The sequence below is a fragment of the Enterococcus sp. AZ167 genome, from assembly GCF_051714025.1.
Classification (GTDB): domain Bacteria; phylum Bacillota; class Bacilli; order Lactobacillales; family Enterococcaceae; genus Enterococcus_D; species Enterococcus_D casseliflavus.
On the sequence record NZ_JBIORB010000001.1, the window covers coordinates 89,520 to 106,306 of the forward strand.

Consider the following 16,787-nt stretch of genomic DNA (forward strand, 5'->3'; position numbering starts at 1 on the left):
GTATTTTATTTCATCATTTGATATCATAATGTATAATTATTAGTTAATTGAAGGGCGGGTATGCAATGACATCGGTTTTTAAAGGACGCAGTTTTTTAGCAGAAAAGGATTTTACAAAAGAAGAACTACAATATTTGATTGATTTTTCCCAGCACTTGAAAGGGATGAAGGCCAACAATCAACCACATCGTTATTTAGATGGCAAAAACATTGCACTTTTGTTTGAAAAGAATTCGACACGGACGCGAGCAGCCTTTACGGTTGCAGCGGTGGATCTGGGGGCACATCCGGAATTTTTAGGGGCCAATGATATTCAGTTGGGGTCTAAAGAATCCGTTGAAGATACCGCCAAAGTATTCGGCCGCATGTTTGACGGGATCGAGTTTCGCGGTTTTAGTCAGCAGGTTGTCGAAGATCTGGCCAACTATTCAGGCGTACCTGTTTGGAATGGCTTAACGGATGAATGGCATCCAACGCAAATGATCGCTGACTTTTTAACCATTCAAGAAAACTTCGGTGAGCTGACTGGCTTGACCATCGCATACTGTGGGGATGGGCGCAACAATGTCGCTAATTCTTTATTAGTGACCAGTGCGATTTTAGGGGTCAATATTCATGTCGTCACTCCGAAAGTCTTGCAGCCAGAAGCAACCATCATCGCACAGGCACAAGCCTATGCCAAGCAATCGGGCGCAAAGATTTTGGTGACTGATGATGTGGATCAAGGTGTTCTAGGCGCTGATGTCGTGTATACCGATGTTTGGGTATCAATGGGTGAAGAAGAAAAATTCCAAGAGCGGATTGAACAGCTGCTGCCGTATCAAGTCAACCAATCGTTGATGAAAAAAACACAAAACGATCAAGTGATTTTTATGCATTGTTTGCCAGCATTTCATGATGATCAGACCACGTATGGCAAAAAAGCAGCGCAGGCGTATGGAATTTCTGAGATGGAAGTCACTGATGAGGTCTTTCGCAGTAAGTATGCCCGTCAATTTGATCAAGCCGAAAATCGTTTGCACTCAATCAAAGCGATCATGGCAGTGACTGCTGGAGATCTATTTATTCCTAAAGTATAAAATAATTTTTTTTGAAAATGCCAAAATCTCGCTAGCCAAACAAACATTTCTTTGCTATACTTTCTGGGAAGTAAATAGCCTTGATTTGATGAAACAAGAGAAGTAGCGATTCGAGTATCAGTTAGCGAGTTCGGGGTGGTGGAAGCCGAATTGATCAGATTGTGAAACGCACTTGTGAGAATTTGCCAAGCAAACGGAATTCTGCCGTTATCAGAAAAAAGTAGGTCCGAAAAGGACAATCAGAGTGGTACCGCGGGAAATCTCGTCTCTAGTGCATGTTATGCGCTAGAGGCTTTTTTTGTTTTTATCAATCATTTCTTGCATGAAAAACATACAGCTGTTTGCTTGCTTCAAACAACTTTTCATCAAAACATGGGCTCAGTCATTATAGGAGGGATACTATGAATAACAAAGAAATCGTCGCACAAGCCATCCATCAAGTAGTAAAAGAAGATCTATCGATCGAACAAGTTCAGCAATTACTGGAAAATCCAAAGTCAGCTGACCATGGGGATGTGGCATTCCCAGCCTTCTCGCTAGCAAAAGTCTATCGGAAAGCGCCGCAGCAAATTGCCGCAGACTTAGCAGAAAAAATTGATCAAGCGTCTTTTGAAAAAATTGAAGTGGTCGGTCCATATTTAAACTTCTTTATGGATAAAAAAGCAATCTCTGCCCACGTCTTAGAGATGGTTCTCAAAGAAAAAAATCATTTTGGCGATCAAACCATCGGCAATCAGCAAGCAGTACCCATCGATATGTCTTCACCCAATATTGCCAAACCCATCTCAATGGGGCATTTGCGTTCCACTGTGATCGGTAACTCAATCGGCTTTATTTTAGAAAAAATCGGTTACCAGCCAATTCGCATCAACCATTTAGGCGACTGGGGCACACAATTTGGGAAATTGATCGTGGCCTATAAAAAATGGGGGTCAGAAGAAGCGGTCAAAGCGGAACCAATCAACGAACTGTTGCGTTTGTATGTTGATTTTCATGAAGCTGCCGAGACAGATAAACAATTAGAAGATGATGCGAGAGCTTGGTTCAAGAAACTAGAAGATGGTGACCAAGAAGCAATGGATTTATGGCAATGGTTCCGTGATGAATCATTAAAAGAATTCAATAAAATCTATGATATGTTGGAAGTTTCCTTTGATTCATTGAATGGCGAAGCTTTCTATAATGATAAAATGACAGAAGTCGTGGAATTATTAGAGGAAAAACACTTGCTGAAAGAAGACCAAGGGGCAGAAATCGTTGATTTGGCTGCGTATGACTTAAATCCAGCCTTGATCCGCAAATCCGATGGTGCGACTCTTTACATCACACGGGACATGGCCGCAGCGCTGTACCGCAAACGGACCTACAATTTTGCCAAATCATTGTACGTGGTAGGAAATGAGCAAAGTTATCACTTCAAGCAATTAAAAGCTGTTTTGAAGGAAATGGGCTTTGAGTGGGCAGATGATATGACCCACGTACCATTTGGATTGATCACCAAAGATGGGAAAAAATTATCTACGAGAAAAGGGAAGATCGTTCTTTTAGAAGAAGTATTGAATGAAGCGATCGATTCGGCGAAAGAACAAATCACTGAAAAGAACCCAACGCTTGAAAACAAAGAAGAAGTTGCAAAACAAGTCGGTGTCGGGGCAGTCGTTTTCCACGACTTGAAAAATGACCGTTTGAATAATTTCGACTTTACGCTAGAAGAAGTTGTCCGTTTTGAAGGAGAGACCGGACCCTATGTGCAATATTCTCATGCCCGTGCCATGAGCATTCTTGAAAAAGCCGACTTTGATCCTGCTGTTGTCAGCAGTTTGTCAATGGCAGATACTGAGAGCTGGGAAGTCATCAAATTGATTCAGCGCTACCCAGAAACCGTGCTGCAAGCAGCAGAAAAATATGAACCATCCGTCATTGCTAAACATGCCATCAAATTGGCACAGGCCTTTAATAAGTATTACGCCAATGTGAAAATCTTGGCTGAAGATGCGGAAAAAGACGCACGTCTGGCTCTAGTTTATGCAGTAACGACCTTATTAAAAGAAGATTTACGGTTGCTTGGTTTACATGCACCCGACAAAATGTAACAAAAAAAGCTGTGTCCTTGTTTCGACAAGGACACAGCTTTTTTGTAGTAAAAATACAGATAGGTCACATTTGTTCGGTGTCTTATAAGACCGCGTGGTTTCTGATAAATTGATAAAAAGTTTCGGCATCTTCGTCGCTGCGGGAAATCACCGCTACTGTATCAAAGCCCGCCAACGAGCAAACTTTTTCTGGCATAGTCACTTCATCGATCGCAGCCGAAAGCAAAGGCGCATTGTCCGCAACGGTATGGATCAACGTCATAAATTGCACACGATCTACTTTAGTGACAACGTCTTCGATCATCTGTATCAAACGCTGCTCTTCTTCTTTTTCATCTTCTGACGATTGCATTCCTTGAAAAATGACAAACTTCGTCTGACCTGTTTCATCGGGCACTTTCACGATTTTCAAATCACGAATATCGCGAGAGATGGTCGCTTGCGTGGCGGAGACGCCTTGGGCTTCCAATTGCTGCAATAATTCTTCTTGCGTGCGTACAGTATGTTCAGTAATGATTTGTCTAATAAGTAAATGGCGATCAGCTTTTCGCATAGGTAAACTCCTTTAAGCATGATTGATTAAGTCAGCCTTATCATAGCAGATAAAGCCGAAAAAACCTAGATATAATAAGAAAAGAATTAGAACGTTAAAAAAAAGCTGGACCACGAATCGTAGTTTTTCATTTGAATCAGTTGCATTTCTTTTTTAGCTACTGTATACTGTTTAAGGCGTGAGTTTTTCACGTCAATCCCACATCTTGTTCCATCTGCGAAGCGGTGCTGATCGATTCAGTTCTTCAAGGAGTAAAAGAGCAAGAGAGGAAAACAAAAAAACCAAATTGGAGGAAACACAACATGGCAGTAATCTCAATGAAACAATTACTAGAAGCCGGCGTACACTTTGGTCACCAAACTCGTCGCTGGAACCCAAAAATGAAGAAATATATCTTCACAGAAAGAAACGGCATCTACATCATTGATTTGCAAAAAACAGTGAAATTAGTAGACGCAGCTTACGACTACATGAAAAATGTTGCTGAAGAAGGCGGCGTTGCATTGTTCGTAGGTACTAAAAAACAAGCACAAGAAGCAATCAAAGAAGAAGCAATCCGTTCAGGTCAATACTATGTTAACCATCGTTGGTTAGGTGGAACTTTGACAAACTGGGAAACAATCCAAAAACGTGTTGCTCGTTTGAAACAAATCAACAAAATGGAAGAAGATGGCACATTTGCTGTTCTTCCTAAAAAAGAAGTCGTTGGCTTGAACAAAGAGCGCGAACGTCTTGAAAAATTCTTAGGCGGTATCGCTGATATGCCAAGAATTCCAGATGTAATGTACGTTGTTGACCCACGTAAAGAACGTATCGCGATCCAAGAAGCACGCAAATTAAATATCCCGATCGTAGCTATGGTCGATACAAACTGTGATCCAGACGAAATCGATGTTGTTATCCCATCAAATGATGACGCTATTCGTGCCGTTAAATTGATCACTGCGAAAATGGCAGATGCTTTCATCGAAGGTAACCAAGGCGAAGACCAAGTAGCAGAAGAAGATTTTGCTGCTGAATCAACAGAAAACGCAACTTCAATCGAAGAAATCGTTGATGTTGTCGAAGGCGACAACGCATCAGCTGAATAATAAATGATGGAGCTGTTTCAAAGGCTAGGCGCCAAGCCTCACTCTCCTTTGAAACAGCTTTTTTTAAAGACAAGCAATCTTGTTTAAAAACATTTAGGAGGAAAAAAAATGGCAGAAGTAACAGCTAAATTAGTAAAAGAATTACGCGATATGACTGGTGTAGGAATGATGGACGCAAAACGTGCATTAGTTGAAGTAGAAGGCGACATCGAAAAAGCCGTAGACTTATTACGTGAAAAAGGTATGGCAAAAGCTGCGAAGAAAAACGACCGTATTGCTGCTGAAGGTTTAGCATCTGTAGCGATCAACGGCAACACAGCAGCAATCGTTGAAGTGAACTCAGAAACTGACTTCGTTTCTAAAAACGAAATGTTCCAAGACTTAGTAAAAGAAATCGCTGAAGTAATCGCAGCAAACAAACCAGCTGATATGGATGCTGCTTTAAAATTAGAAACTTCTAAAGGCACAATGGATGCTGCGTTGATCGAAGCAACACAAGTAATCGGAGAAAAAATCAGCTTCCGTCGTTTTGAAGTTGTTGAAAAAGATGACAATGCTGCTTTCGGCGGTTACCTACACATGGGCGGACGTATTGCTGTATTGACTGTTCTTGAAGGAACAACTGACGAATCAGTTGCGAAAGATGTTGCAATGCACGTTGCAGCGATCAACCCTCGCTACGTGAACGAAGCACAAATCTCTCAAGAAGAATTGGATCATGAAAAACAAGTCTTGACAGAACAAGCATTGAACGAAGGCAAACCAGCGAACATCGTTGAAAAAATGGTTGAAGGACGCTTGAAGAAATTTAAAGCAGAAATCGCTTTGGTTGACCAACCATTCGTTAAAGACCCAGATATGACGGTTGAAAAATATGTTGCATCAAAAGGCGCAACTGTGAAATCTTTTGTCCGCTTTGAAGTCGGCGAAGGTATCGAAAAACGCGAAGACAACTTCGTTGAAGAAGTAATGAGCCAAGTGAAAAAATAATTCTGTTCCTCGAACAGATGGGAACGCATGGAAGTGCGCTCCCTTTTTTTAAGCAAAAACGGTTTTTAAAGAAATAGTGTAGATAATTTTCAACGAAAGAGCACCAATATGCTACAATAGTATTGGAGAATGTACGGAGGAATCATGATGGGCAAACCAAAATATCAACGTGTTGTATTAAAATTAAGTGGTGAAGCATTAGCGGGTGACGAAGGCTTTGGGATCAAACCACCGACGATCCAAGAGATCGTTAAAGAGATCAAGGAAGTCCACGAATTAGGCGTACAGATGGCGATCGTGGTCGGCGGCGGAAACATTTGGCGTGGACAAATCGGCGCGCAAATGGGGATGGAAAGAGCACAAGCTGATTACATGGGCATGTTAGCGACTGTGATGAATGCTTTAGCATTACAAGACACGCTAGAAAATGCTGGTGTACCAACGCGTGTCCAAACTTCGATCGAAATGCGTCAAATCGCAGAGCCTTATATTCGTCGCAGAGCAGAACGTCACTTAGAAAAAGGGCGGGTCGTCATTTTTGCAGGCGGAACCGGAAACCCTTATTTCTCAACTGATACGACCGCAGCCTTACGGGCAGCTGAAATCAACGCTGATGTCATTTTGATGGCGAAAAACAATGTTGATGGCGTCTACTCAGCAGATCCTAAAACGGACCAAAGTGCTGTGAAATTTGAAGAATTGACCCATTTAGAAGTCATTTCTAAAGGATTGCAAGTAATGGATTCAACCGCAAGTTCATTAAGTATGGACAACGATATTCCATTAGTCGTATTCAACTTGAATGAGCATGGAAACATTCGCCGCGCCATTTTAGGTGAACATATTGGAACGACAGTAAGGGGGAAATAACATGGCTGACAAAATTTTAACAGAAGCAAAAGACAAAATGAAAAAAGCAGCAGAAAACTTGCAGCGGGAATTAGGACAAATCCGTGCTGGCCGCGCGAACGCGAGCATCTTAGACCGCGTAATGGTTACTTACTATGGTGTACCAACACCCTTGAACCAAATGGCTTCAATTACGATTCCAGAAGCAAGAATTTTGATGATCACACCTTTTGACAAAACAATGATCCAAGAAGTAGAAAAAGCTATCATGCAAAGTGATATTGGTATCACGCCTGCCAATGACGGAACAGTCATTCGTTTGGTGATTCCTCAATTAACGGAAGAACGTCGTAAAGAATTAGCCAAAGACGTGAAAAAAGAAGCTGAAAATGCGAAAATCGCGGTCCGTAACATTCGCCGTGATGCGATGGAAGCTTACAAGAAACAAGAAAAAGCTGGCGATATTACAGAAGATGATTTGCGTGAATCTGAAAAAGAAGTGCAAACTGCTACAGATAACAGCATCAAAGAAATCGATGCGATCGCAGCTGAAAAAGAGCAAGAGCTACTTGAGGTTTAAAAGGAATGACGAAGAGTCGCTTCAGCGGCTCTTTTTTTATGGTCGAAAGTGGCGTATGTACTTGAATATCACGACTGTTTTTTTGTTTTTTCTTAATATGGAAATCTTTTCTTGGTTTTCATAGGCAAGAAATCTGATTATTGTTATAATGTAAAAGATGAATTTCAAGAATTGGAAGAGGAGCGAATACGATGCTGCGTTTTTTTCCACAAAAAGACAAATATATCAAAGAAGCGGCTGAACATGAATTTGATCCATCACTGCCGATTCCCCAACACATCGCGATCATTATGGATGGCAATGGCAGATGGGCGCAAAACCGGCGCTTGCCAAGAGTAGCTGGTCACAAAGAAGGCATGGAGACGGTAAAAAAGATCACGAAACATGCTTCATACCTTGGTGTGAAAGTATTGACTCTTTATGCGTTTTCAACAGAGAATTGGAAACGGCCAAATGAAGAAGTGGACTTTTTGATGCAACTGCCCGTCGACTTTTTCGACACGTTTGTTCCTGAGCTGATCAAAGAAAATGTTCAAGTCAAAGTGATGGGGTTCACGGAATCTTTACCCGAACACACACAAGAAGCGGTCAAGCGAGCGATTGACCAAACCAAAGATAATACTGGGATGATCTTGAATTTTGCTTTAAATTACGGCAGCCGCGCAGAAATTTTGACTGCGGTCCAAGCCCTTTATGAAGAGCTTGCAGCTTCGGAGGAAGCCCTGCCCAAGCTCACGGAAGACATGCTGGCGACACATTTGATGACTGGTTTTTTGCCAAACGCGTTACGTGATCCTGAATTGGTGATTCGCACGAGTGGCGAAGAACGTATCAGCAACTTCTTGTTATGGCAGATTGCTTACAGCGAATTATTCTTTACGAAAGCGCTCTGGCCTGATTTCGATGCTGCTTTACTAGAAGATGCGATCGGGAGCTTTCAACAACGAAACCGGCGTTTTGGCGGTTTGAAAACGAAGGAGGAAGAAGAGTGAGACAACGTGTAATCACTGCGGTCGTCGCATTAGCCTTTTTCCTGCCAATTATTTACGTTGGCGGCATTGCCGTCGAATTGCTGGCAGCAGCGATGGCAGGGATTGGTGTTTATGAATTATTTCGGATGAAAGGACTAGCTGTTTTCAGTTTTGAAGGAATTCTTTCAATCATCGGTGCGGTGATTTTAGTTTTACCTCAAGAACGCTGGTTTTTCTTTTTGCCAGAGGGCACAGATAAAAGTGCCTTGTATTATGTAATCGTCCTTTTATTACTAGGGATCGCGGTTATTTCTAAAAATACGTATACTATCGATGAAGCTGGTTTTCCAGTGATCGTCAGCTTATATACGGGTGTCGGGTTTGAACGTTTCTTGACGGCACGTTCAGCAACAGATGGCTTAGTCGTTTTAGTTTTCGGGCTGTTTATCGTGTGGGCAACGGATATTGGGGCTTACATGGTGGGACGGCGTTACGGTCAACGAAAATTATGGCCAGAGATTTCCCCTAATAAAACGATCGAAGGGGCCCTAGGCGGGATTGCTGCTGCGGTGGTCGTAGCCGGTTTGTATCTGCTAGCATTTCCAGGGAAAGATTATTTTGGACATGGTAGTGCAATCATGATCTTATTGACGGTCCTCTTTTCGATCGCTGGTCAATTCGGGGATTTAGTGGAATCGGCAATCAAACGTCATTATGGCGTGAAGGATTCAGGCAATCTTTTGCCAGGACATGGCGGGATCTTGGATCGCTTCGATAGCATGCTGTTTGTGTTTCCAATCATGTATTTATTCGGTGTTTTTTAGAAATTATTTAGAAGTGCAGGCTTGGCTTGCGCTTCTTTTTTTAAATTCTTGTTACAACGGGAATGTGAGTTCCTCAACGGGAATCGGTGTGATAAAATAAGGAAAGGCTGCCCTGAATGAGAGGGATGCTGTGAAAGAGAGGAACGAGCATGAAAACGATACTTGTATTTATCATTATCTTTTCCGTAGTGGTAGTGATTCACGAGTTTGGACACTACTTCTTTGCAAAACGGGCAGGTATTTTAGTAAGAGAGTTTGCCATCGGTATGGGGCCTAAATTGTTCGCGCATCAAGCGAAAGATGGGACGACCTACACGATTCGGATGCTGCCATTAGGCGGGTATGTCCAAATGGCGGGCTGGGGTGAAGATGAAACAGAATTAACTCCAGGTATGCCAGTCTCCTTGGTTCAAGATGCAACTGGCAAAGTTATCAAAATCAATACGAGCAAAAAGATCCAATTGTCGCAAGCGATCCCTATGGAAGTGACCGACTTTGACTTGGAGGAGAAGTTGACGATCACAGGGTTCATCAATGGCAATGAACAAGAAGCGATTACGTACGCTGTGGATCATGATGCAACGATCATCCATGAAGATGGCGTTGAAGTTCGGATCGCACCTAAAGACGTTCAATTCCAGTCCGCAAAGCTTTGGCAGCGAATGCTGACGAATTTTGCTGGACCGATGAACAACTTTATTTTATCCTCGGTCTTATTCACTGGGTTGGTGTTTGCACAAGGTGGTGTTGCGAATCAAGATGCAACCATCGTGACAGGAATCGAAGCAGGAACACCGGCAGCTGAAGCAGGGCTGCAAAATGGCGATGAAATCTTAGCTGTCGAAGGTGTCGATGTTTCTAACTGGTCAGAATTAACGACTGAGATCCAAAAGTACCCAGATACTCAGATTGCTCTAGCAGTCAAACGAGGATCAGAAACACTTGATTTGACGGCAACTCCTGCGAGTCAAGAATCAGGGGAGACCACGATTGGTTTCTTAGGGATCACCGCTTCCTTAAAAACTGGGATCGGAGATATCTTACTGGGCGGCTTGCAAACGACCATTGACAATTCACTGGTGATTTTTAGAGCAGTCGGCAACTTGATTGCCCAACCAGATATCAATAAATTGGGTGGACCGGTAGCGATTTTCCAACTGTCTTCTCAAGCTGCATCGCAAGGGGTAACAACGGTGATCGCGATGATGGCGATGATTTCTATCAACTTGGGGATCTTTAATTTATTACCGATTCCTGGATTGGATGGCGGTAAGCTGGTTTTAAATATTTTAGAAGGTTTGCGAGGCAAGCCAATCAGCCAAGAAAAAGAAGGCATCATTACTCTGATTGGGTTTGGGTTTTTGATGCTGCTGATGGTTCTCGTTACCTGGAATGATATCCAACGTTTCTTCTTTTAAAAATAAGACGCACAAGCAAATCAATTGTTGATCGGGTGAACATGATTTTTTGTAGCAAAGGAGAAAAAAATGAAACAGTCAAAATGTTTGATTCCGACATTGCGGGAAACCCCCAGCGATGCGGAGACGTTAAGTCATCAACTGTTAGTTAGGGCAGGGTATATTCGACAAGTGGCGGCAGGCATTTATGTTTACTTGCCGCTAGCACAAAGGGTGTTAGAAAAGATCAAGCGGGTCATCCGTGAAGAATTGGCACAAATCGATGCCGTAGAGATGGCGATGCCTTCTTTGCTTCCGTATGAGCCATGGAAGGAGTCAGGACGTGCCTCATTGTATGGTGAATCCTTGTATCGATTAACAGATCGAAACGAACGAGAGATCGTTTTAGGACCTACTCATGAAGAGCCGTTTACGACATTGATCAAAAACGAGATCACGTCTTATAAACGGCTGCCATTGAGCTTGTATCAGATCCAAACGAAATATCGGGACGAACAGCGGCCGCGTTTTGGATTGATCCGCAGCCGTGAATTTATCATGCAAGATGGCTATTCTTTTCACGCCGATGAAGCCAGCTTAGATCAAACCTATAATCGTTACGAAATGGCTTATCATGCAATATTGAAGCGCTGTGGGATCGAGTATCGGGCAGTGGTCGGGGACAATGGCTTGATGGGTGGCAGAGATTCGAAAGAATTTTTGGCATTGTCGGGGATCGGCGAAGAGCTGATCTGCTACTCGACCGAAAGCGATTATGTCGCCAATTGGAAATTAGCAACCAGTCAATACATCGCCAAAAAATCTCACGAGACCTATTTAGAATTACAAAAAGTCGTTCAGGATGAGCCTTTAACGTTAGAGGAGCTGGCGCAGGCATACGAAACAGACTTGCAAAAAATCGTTCAAGTATCTTTATTACTCGTTGACGAGCAAGTCATTATGGTGTTATTACGAGGCGATCACAGCCTCAATGAAACAAAGGTCAAGCATTACTTAGCCGCTGATCAAGTGAAGGTGCTGACTGTTGAGGAAGCGGAGTCTTATCTGACGAGTGAGACGCAGCTGCGCAGTCCCATTGCGCTTGCTGATTCGATCCAGTTGTACGCCGATCAGCATGTCCAAGATATGGCGAATCTGATCGTTCCAGCGGCAGAAAAACAAAGCTATTATCTCAATGCGAATGTGGGGCGTGATTTTCAACCATTAGCCTTTGCCGATTTTCGCTTGGTTCAAGAAGGTGATCCTTCCCCAGATGGAAAAGGAACCTTAACCTTTACGCGAGGAATCGAAGTTGGCCATATCTTCAAGTTAGGAACCAAGTACAGTGAGGCGCAAGAAGCGACGGTTGTCGATGAAAACGGCGATGAGCAACCAATCATCATGGGCTGTTATGGGCTGGGGGTTTCTCGGCTGCTTTCAACGATCGTCGAACAATACGGCAATGAGTTTGGGATCGATTGGCCCCAAGAAATTGCCCCATTTGATGTGCATATCATTCAAACGTCGATTGAAGATAGCTATCAAAATGCCTTAAGTGAAGAAGTAGAAGAAATGATGAACCAAGTCGGCTATCAAGTGCTGGTAGATGACCGCAATGAACGTGCAGGGGTCAAATTTGCAGATGCCGATTTGATTGGCTGTCCGATTCGCTTGACTATCGGTAAAAAAGCCGTAGAAGGCATCGTAGAGATCAAAATCAAGCATACTGGTGCGACCGTTGAAGTGAGAAAAGAAGAAGTCGCTTCGACCCTGACGATTTTGTTAGCCAATCAGGAATAAACAGGAACGAACAAGAATGAATAGCAGATCGAGAGAGGAAATCCTTTCTCGATTTTTTAATGAAAATGAGGGCAAAAAGAGGTATACTAGTGAGTACTGAGAAAAGGAGGATCTTCAATTGTCAAAAGAAAGAGAGACCTTTGAGATATTATTAGACCAAATTGCAGCTGCCCCAAATCTTCGGCAGCATCCGTTGATGCAGACTGCCCAAATCAAACAAGTGACCGTGCATCGACAATCAAAAGCGTGGACGTTTTATTTCCAATTTGAACGTTTATTACCGGTGATGGTGTATCAGTCCTTTAAACAACATATTGAATTGGCGTTTAAAGAGATTGCGGAAGTTCGTATCATCATTGAAGCTCAAGATGGTTCCTTTGATGAGCAATTCATTCAAGAATATTGGCCATTAGCGTTAGCCAATCAAAATTGTGATCGACCACTGGTTCATCAAGTGATCAAAAACCAAATGCCTGTGCTGCAAGAGAACAAAGTGATTTTGCCAGTCAACAATGATGCGGTCATCACGATTTTGCAGCAGCAGTACTTGCCGATCATTGAGGAAAATTATAGTACCTTCGGCTTTCAAAAATTTCGGATCTTGCCGCAGCTAGACCAAGAGCAAGCGGAGGCGGCCTTAAAAGAACTTGAAGCACGCAAGGAAGAGCAAACAGCAGCGTTCCAACAACAAGCTGCTGAGAACTTAATGGCGCACGAGCAACGCAAAAAAGAAGTCAAAACAGTCGAATTTGACGGACCAATCGCCTTGGGACGTAATATTCCTGCCGATGAACCTGTGACACCGATGATCAATATCATCGAGGAAGAACGCCGAGTTACGATCCAAGGGTATGTCTTTGATAAAGAAGTCCGCGAATTGCGTTCAAAACGGAAGATTTTGATTTTGAAAATCACCGACTATACGTCATCGTTTAGTGTGAAAAAATTCTCCAACAATGAAAAAGATGAACAAATTTTTGATGCCATCGCCAAAGGTAGTTGGGTCAAAGTACGCGGTAGCGTCCAAGAAGATACCTTCATGCGAGATCTTGTTATGAATGCGCAAGATTTGCTGGAAGTTAAACACGAAGCCCGCAAAGACTATGCACCTGAAGGCGAAAAACGGGTCGAACTCCACCTGCATTCCAATATGAGTACGATGGATGCCACCAACAACGTGGCGGATTTTGTCGCTCAAGCAGGCAAATGGGGCCATAAGGCGATTGCGATCACCGATCATGGTGGAGCACAAGGGTTCCCTGATGCCCATCATGCAGGAGAAAAGGCTGGTGTTAAAATTCTTTACGGTGTGGAAGCCAATATCGTGGATGACGGCGTAGCGGTTGCCTACAATCCTCAGCCTGTTCCACTGACCGATGCTACTTATATCGTGTTTGACGTGGAGACCACTGGGTTGTCTGCAGTATACGACACCATCATTGAGTTGGCTGCTGTGCGGATGCATAAAGGCAACGTGGAGGCATCCTTTGATGAATTTATCGATCCAGGTCATCCCTTATCGCGAACGACCGTAGAACTGACGGGAATCACCGATGAAATGGTTCGCGGGTCAAAATCAGAAGAAGAAGTCTTACGTTTGTTCCGTGAGTTTTCTGAAGGAGCCATTTTAGTTGCCCACAATGCGTCATTTGATATGGGCTTCTTAAATACCAGTTATCGAAAATACGGTATTCCAGAAGCGGAAAATCCCGTCATTGATACATTGGAACTCGCTCGTTATTTGTATCCAGAGTTTAAGCGATTCGGTTTAGGTGTCCTTTCCAAAAAATTCGGTGTCAGCTTAGAACAACATCACCGAGCGATCTACGATGCGGAGGCAACCGGTCATTTAGCATGGATTTTTGTCAAAGAAGCAATGGAAAAACATGAGATGCTGCTGCACGAAGAGTTGAACCGACACGTGGGGGGCGAGAACTCCTACAAAGCAGCTCGACCTTTCCATGCCACGATCTTGGCTCGAACACAGGCAGGATTGAAGAATTTATTCAAGCTGATCTCGATGTCGAATGTGAAGTACTTCCATGATAAAGTCCCACGAATCCCACGTTCAGAATTGGTGAAATTGCGGGAAGGATTGTTAGTCGGAACCGCCTGTGATAAAGGAGAAGTCTTTGTCGCAATGATGCAAAAAGGGGTCGATGCAGCACGAGAACTTGCCAAGTTTTATGACTACATCGAAGTCATGCCCAAAGCAGTTTATGCCCATCTTTTGGAAACGGAACTCGTGAAAAGTGAAAAAGACCTAGAAGACATCATTCGGAATCTGGTAAAAATGGGGGAAGAGTTAGGGAAAATCGTTGTGGCTACTGGTAATGCCCATTACCTAAACGAAGAAGACGCCATTTATCGCAAGGTCTTGATCAATTCCATGGGAGGCGCCAATCCGTTGAATCGTCATAGCCTACCAGACGTGCACTTCCGTACTACGGATGAGATGCTGACCGCTTTTCAATTTTTAGGTCCGGAAGCGGCGAAAGAAATCGTGGTGACGAACCCGAATAAAATCGCCGATCTTTGTGAAAAAGTCATTCCGGTAAAAGATGATCTGTATACACCAAAGATTCCCGGATCAGAACAAGAGATCACTGACTTAAGTTACAACCGTGCCAAAGAGTTATACGGCGATCCATTACCAGAGATCGTGGAAAAACGTTTGAAAAAAGAGCTTGATTCGATCATTGGGAACGGCTTTTCCGTGATCTATTTGATCTCACAAAAACTCGTTCATAAAAGCAATGAAGACGGCTATCTAGTAGGGTCACGGGGATCAGTCGGTTCTAGTTTCGTGGCAACCATGACGGGGATCACTGAGGTCAATCCATTAGCTCCTCATTATTATTGTCCCGATTGCCAGTATTCGGAGTTTTACGAAGACGGTTCGTATGGTTCTGGTTATGATATGCCAGAGAAAAAATGTCCAAAATGCGGCACCCGTCTGAACAAAGATGGCCACGATATTCCCTTTGAAACGTTCCTTGGTTTCCACGGCGATAAAGTACCCGATATCGATTTGAACTTCTCAGGAGAATATCAGCCAGAAGCCCATAACTATACGAAAGTACTCTTCGGTGAAGAATACGTCTATCGTGCAGGAACGATCGGTACCGTAGCCGACAAAACAGCCTTTGGTTTCGTAAAAGGCTTTGAGCGCGATCATAATCTTCATTATCGAGCAGCCGAAGTCGATCGCCTGGCAAAAGGTGCCACAGGCGTCAAACGGACGACTGGTCAGCATCCGGGGGGGATCATCGTTATTCCCGACTATATGGATGTCTATGATTTCACCCCGATCCAATACCCAGCGGATGATCAAAATGCGGAGTGGAAAACGACCCACTTTGATTTCCATTCGATTCATGACAATATCTTGAAGCTGGATATCCTCGGACACGATGATCCGACGGTCATTCGGATGCTGCAGGATCTATCAGGCATCGATCCTAAAACGATCCCTACCGATGATCCAGAAGTGATGCGTATTTTTGGCGGCACGGATGTGTTAGGTGTGACCGAAGAGCAGATCTATTCGAAAACCGGCACATTAGGCATCCCAGAATTTGGTACCCGCTTTGTGCGAGGGATGCTGGATCAAACCCATCCATCAACCTTTGCTGAACTCCTGCAGATCTCTGGTCTTTCCCATGGTACCGATGTATGGTTAGGCAATGCGGAAGAATTGATCCGTCGCGGAGATGCCAGCCTAGCGGAAGTAATCGGCTGTCGGGATGATATCATGGTGTATTTGATCCATGCTGGCTTAGATGACGGGATGGCCTTTAAAATCATGGAGACGGTCCGTAAAGGACAATGGAACAAGATCCCTGACGACTTGCGGGACACTTACTTGCAAGCGATGCGGGAGAACAATGTCCCTGAATGGTATATCGATTCTTGTTCGAAGATCAAGTACATGTTCCCGAAAGCCCATGCTGCGGCGTATGTTTTGATGGCGTTGCGAGTCGCTTACTTTAAAGTGTACTTCCCAATTCTCTATTACTGTGCTTATTTCTCTGTCCGGGCGGATGATTTTGATTTGATTGCCATGTCAAAAGGAAAAGATGCCGTAAAAGAACGGATGCAAGAAATCAATGACAAAGGAATGGATGCGTCAACGAAAGAAAAAAATCTGTTGACGGTTCTGGAATTAGCCAATGAAATGCTGGAGCGCGGCTATGAATTCGGGATGATCGATCTGTATAAATCCGATGCAGAAAATTTCGTGATCGATGGGAAAAAATTGATCGCACCGTTCCGAGCAGTACCGAGTTTAGGGCTGAACGTAGCGAAACAAATCGTGGAAGCACGAAAAGATGGTCCCTTCTTATCGAAAGAAGACCTCGCCAATCGCGGGAAAGTTTCTAAGACATTGATTGAATACATGACGGATAACGGTGTTCTAAAAGATCTACCAGATGAAAATCAGTTGTCGTTGTTCGATATGTTGTAAGCCAACGGCTGTTCACTTAAAAAAAATAAGCCCATCATCGCAGCATCTAGTATTGAAGCGACCCCCAAAAGTTAGACCAAAAATCTAACTTT

Annotated in this window: 12 protein-coding genes and 1 other annotated feature; of the genes, 11 read left to right on the top strand and 1 reads right to left on the bottom strand. The window is 43.5% G+C overall.

Features of this window, described 5'->3' with window-relative positions; translation table 11 throughout:
* The first annotated feature begins 65 nt into the window (after positions 1-65).
* Positions 66-1,079: an ornithine carbamoyltransferase gene (gene argF / locus IGJ05_RS00515; RefSeq protein WP_016610733.1), complete on the top strand. Its 1,014-nt coding sequence runs from the start codon at positions 66-68 to the stop codon at positions 1,077-1,079.
* 79 nt (positions 1,080-1,158) lie between these two features.
* Positions 1,159-1,352: a binding site (T-box leader), on the top strand.
* 128 nt (positions 1,353-1,480) lie between these two features.
* Positions 1,481-3,172 (top strand): arginine--tRNA ligase, encoded by a 1,692-nt coding sequence (gene argS / locus IGJ05_RS00520; RefSeq protein WP_081116270.1) that lies wholly within the window; start codon positions 1,481-1,483, stop codon positions 3,170-3,172.
* A gap of 82 nt (positions 3,173-3,254) precedes the next feature.
* Here argS and IGJ05_RS00525 read toward each other — a convergent pair whose 3' ends face one another.
* A complete protein-coding gene (locus tag IGJ05_RS00525) occupies positions 3,255-3,725 on the bottom strand; it encodes an arginine repressor (RefSeq protein ID WP_005229424.1) in 471 nt (156 codons plus the stop codon).
* 302 nt (positions 3,726-4,027) lie between these two features.
* Between IGJ05_RS00525 and rpsB the strand changes: the two genes are divergently transcribed.
* The 9 genes from rpsB (at position 4,028) to IGJ05_RS00570 (ending at position 16,695) form a co-directional block, all read left to right on the top strand.
* Positions 4,028-4,816 (top strand): 30S ribosomal protein S2, encoded by a 789-nt coding sequence (rpsB, locus tag IGJ05_RS00530; RefSeq protein WP_005229426.1) that lies wholly within the window; start codon positions 4,028-4,030, stop codon positions 4,814-4,816.
* Between the two features lie 108 nt (positions 4,817-4,924).
* Positions 4,925-5,806, top strand: a complete 882-nt coding sequence (gene tsf / locus IGJ05_RS00535) for a translation elongation factor Ts (protein WP_005229432.1) — start codon at positions 4,925-4,927, stop codon at positions 5,804-5,806.
* A gap of 147 nt (positions 5,807-5,953) precedes the next feature.
* Positions 5,954-6,676 carry a UMP kinase gene (gene pyrH, locus IGJ05_RS00540; RefSeq protein WP_005229433.1) on the top strand — a complete coding sequence of 241 codons (723 nt, stop codon included), beginning with the start codon at positions 5,954-5,956 and terminating at the stop codon, positions 6,674-6,676.
* Between the two features lies 1 nt (position 6,677).
* A complete protein-coding gene (gene frr, locus IGJ05_RS00545; RefSeq protein WP_005229434.1) occupies positions 6,678-7,235 on the top strand; it encodes a ribosome recycling factor in 558 nt (185 codons plus the stop codon).
* Positions 7,236-7,426: 191 nt separating this feature from the next.
* Positions 7,427-8,227: an isoprenyl transferase gene (locus IGJ05_RS00550; protein ID WP_081116269.1), complete on the top strand. Its 801-nt coding sequence runs from the start codon at positions 7,427-7,429 to the stop codon at positions 8,225-8,227.
* On the top strand, positions 8,224-9,030 hold the full coding sequence (locus tag IGJ05_RS00555; RefSeq protein ID WP_010749318.1) for a phosphatidate cytidylyltransferase: 807 nt from the start codon (positions 8,224-8,226) through the stop codon (positions 9,028-9,030). Before IGJ05_RS00550 ends, IGJ05_RS00555 begins: the two co-directional genes overlap by 4 nt.
* A 149-nt stretch (positions 9,031-9,179) precedes the next feature.
* Positions 9,180-10,448 carry an RIP metalloprotease RseP gene (gene rseP, locus IGJ05_RS00560; RefSeq protein ID WP_438724976.1) on the top strand — a complete coding sequence of 423 codons (1,269 nt, stop codon included), beginning with the start codon at positions 9,180-9,182 and terminating at the stop codon, positions 10,446-10,448.
* A 69-nt stretch (positions 10,449-10,517) separates the two neighbouring features.
* The gene (locus IGJ05_RS00565; protein WP_005229438.1) at positions 10,518-12,227 is read left to right on the top strand and encodes a proline--tRNA ligase; all 1,710 of its coding nucleotides are present in this window, start codon (positions 10,518-10,520) and stop codon (positions 12,225-12,227) included.
* 118 nt (positions 12,228-12,345) lie between these two features.
* Positions 12,346-16,695 (top strand): PolC-type DNA polymerase III, encoded by a 4,350-nt coding sequence (locus IGJ05_RS00570; RefSeq protein WP_081116268.1) that lies wholly within the window; start codon positions 12,346-12,348, stop codon positions 16,693-16,695.
* The last annotated feature ends 92 nt before the right edge of the window (positions 16,696-16,787 follow it).

Bases quoted from the DNA above. Each gene is read 5' to 3' on its own strand.
- rpsB (WP_005229426.1), top strand. From the start codon at position 4,028: ATGGCAGTAATCTCAATGAAACAATTACTAGAAGCCGGCGTACACTTT.
- IGJ05_RS00565 (WP_005229438.1), top strand. From the start codon at position 10,518: ATGAAACAGTCAAAATGTTTGATTCCGACATTGCGGGAAACCCCCAGC.
- frr (WP_005229434.1), top strand. From the start codon at position 6,678: ATGGCTGACAAAATTTTAACAGAAGCAAAAGACAAAATGAAAAAAGCA.
- IGJ05_RS00525 (WP_005229424.1), bottom strand. From the start codon at position 3,725: ATGCGAAAAGCTGATCGCCATTTACTTATTAGACAAATCATTACTGAA.
- argS (WP_081116270.1), top strand. From the start codon at position 1,481: ATGAATAACAAAGAAATCGTCGCACAAGCCATCCATCAAGTAGTAAAA.
- pyrH (WP_005229433.1), top strand. From the start codon at position 5,954: ATGGGCAAACCAAAATATCAACGTGTTGTATTAAAATTAAGTGGTGAA.
- argF (WP_016610733.1), top strand. From the start codon at position 66: ATGACATCGGTTTTTAAAGGACGCAGTTTTTTAGCAGAAAAGGATTTT.
- rseP (WP_438724976.1), top strand. From the start codon at position 9,180: ATGAAAACGATACTTGTATTTATCATTATCTTTTCCGTAGTGGTAGTG.
- tsf (WP_005229432.1), top strand. From the start codon at position 4,925: ATGGCAGAAGTAACAGCTAAATTAGTAAAAGAATTACGCGATATGACT.
- IGJ05_RS00550 (WP_081116269.1), top strand. From the start codon at position 7,427: ATGCTGCGTTTTTTTCCACAAAAAGACAAATATATCAAAGAAGCGGCT.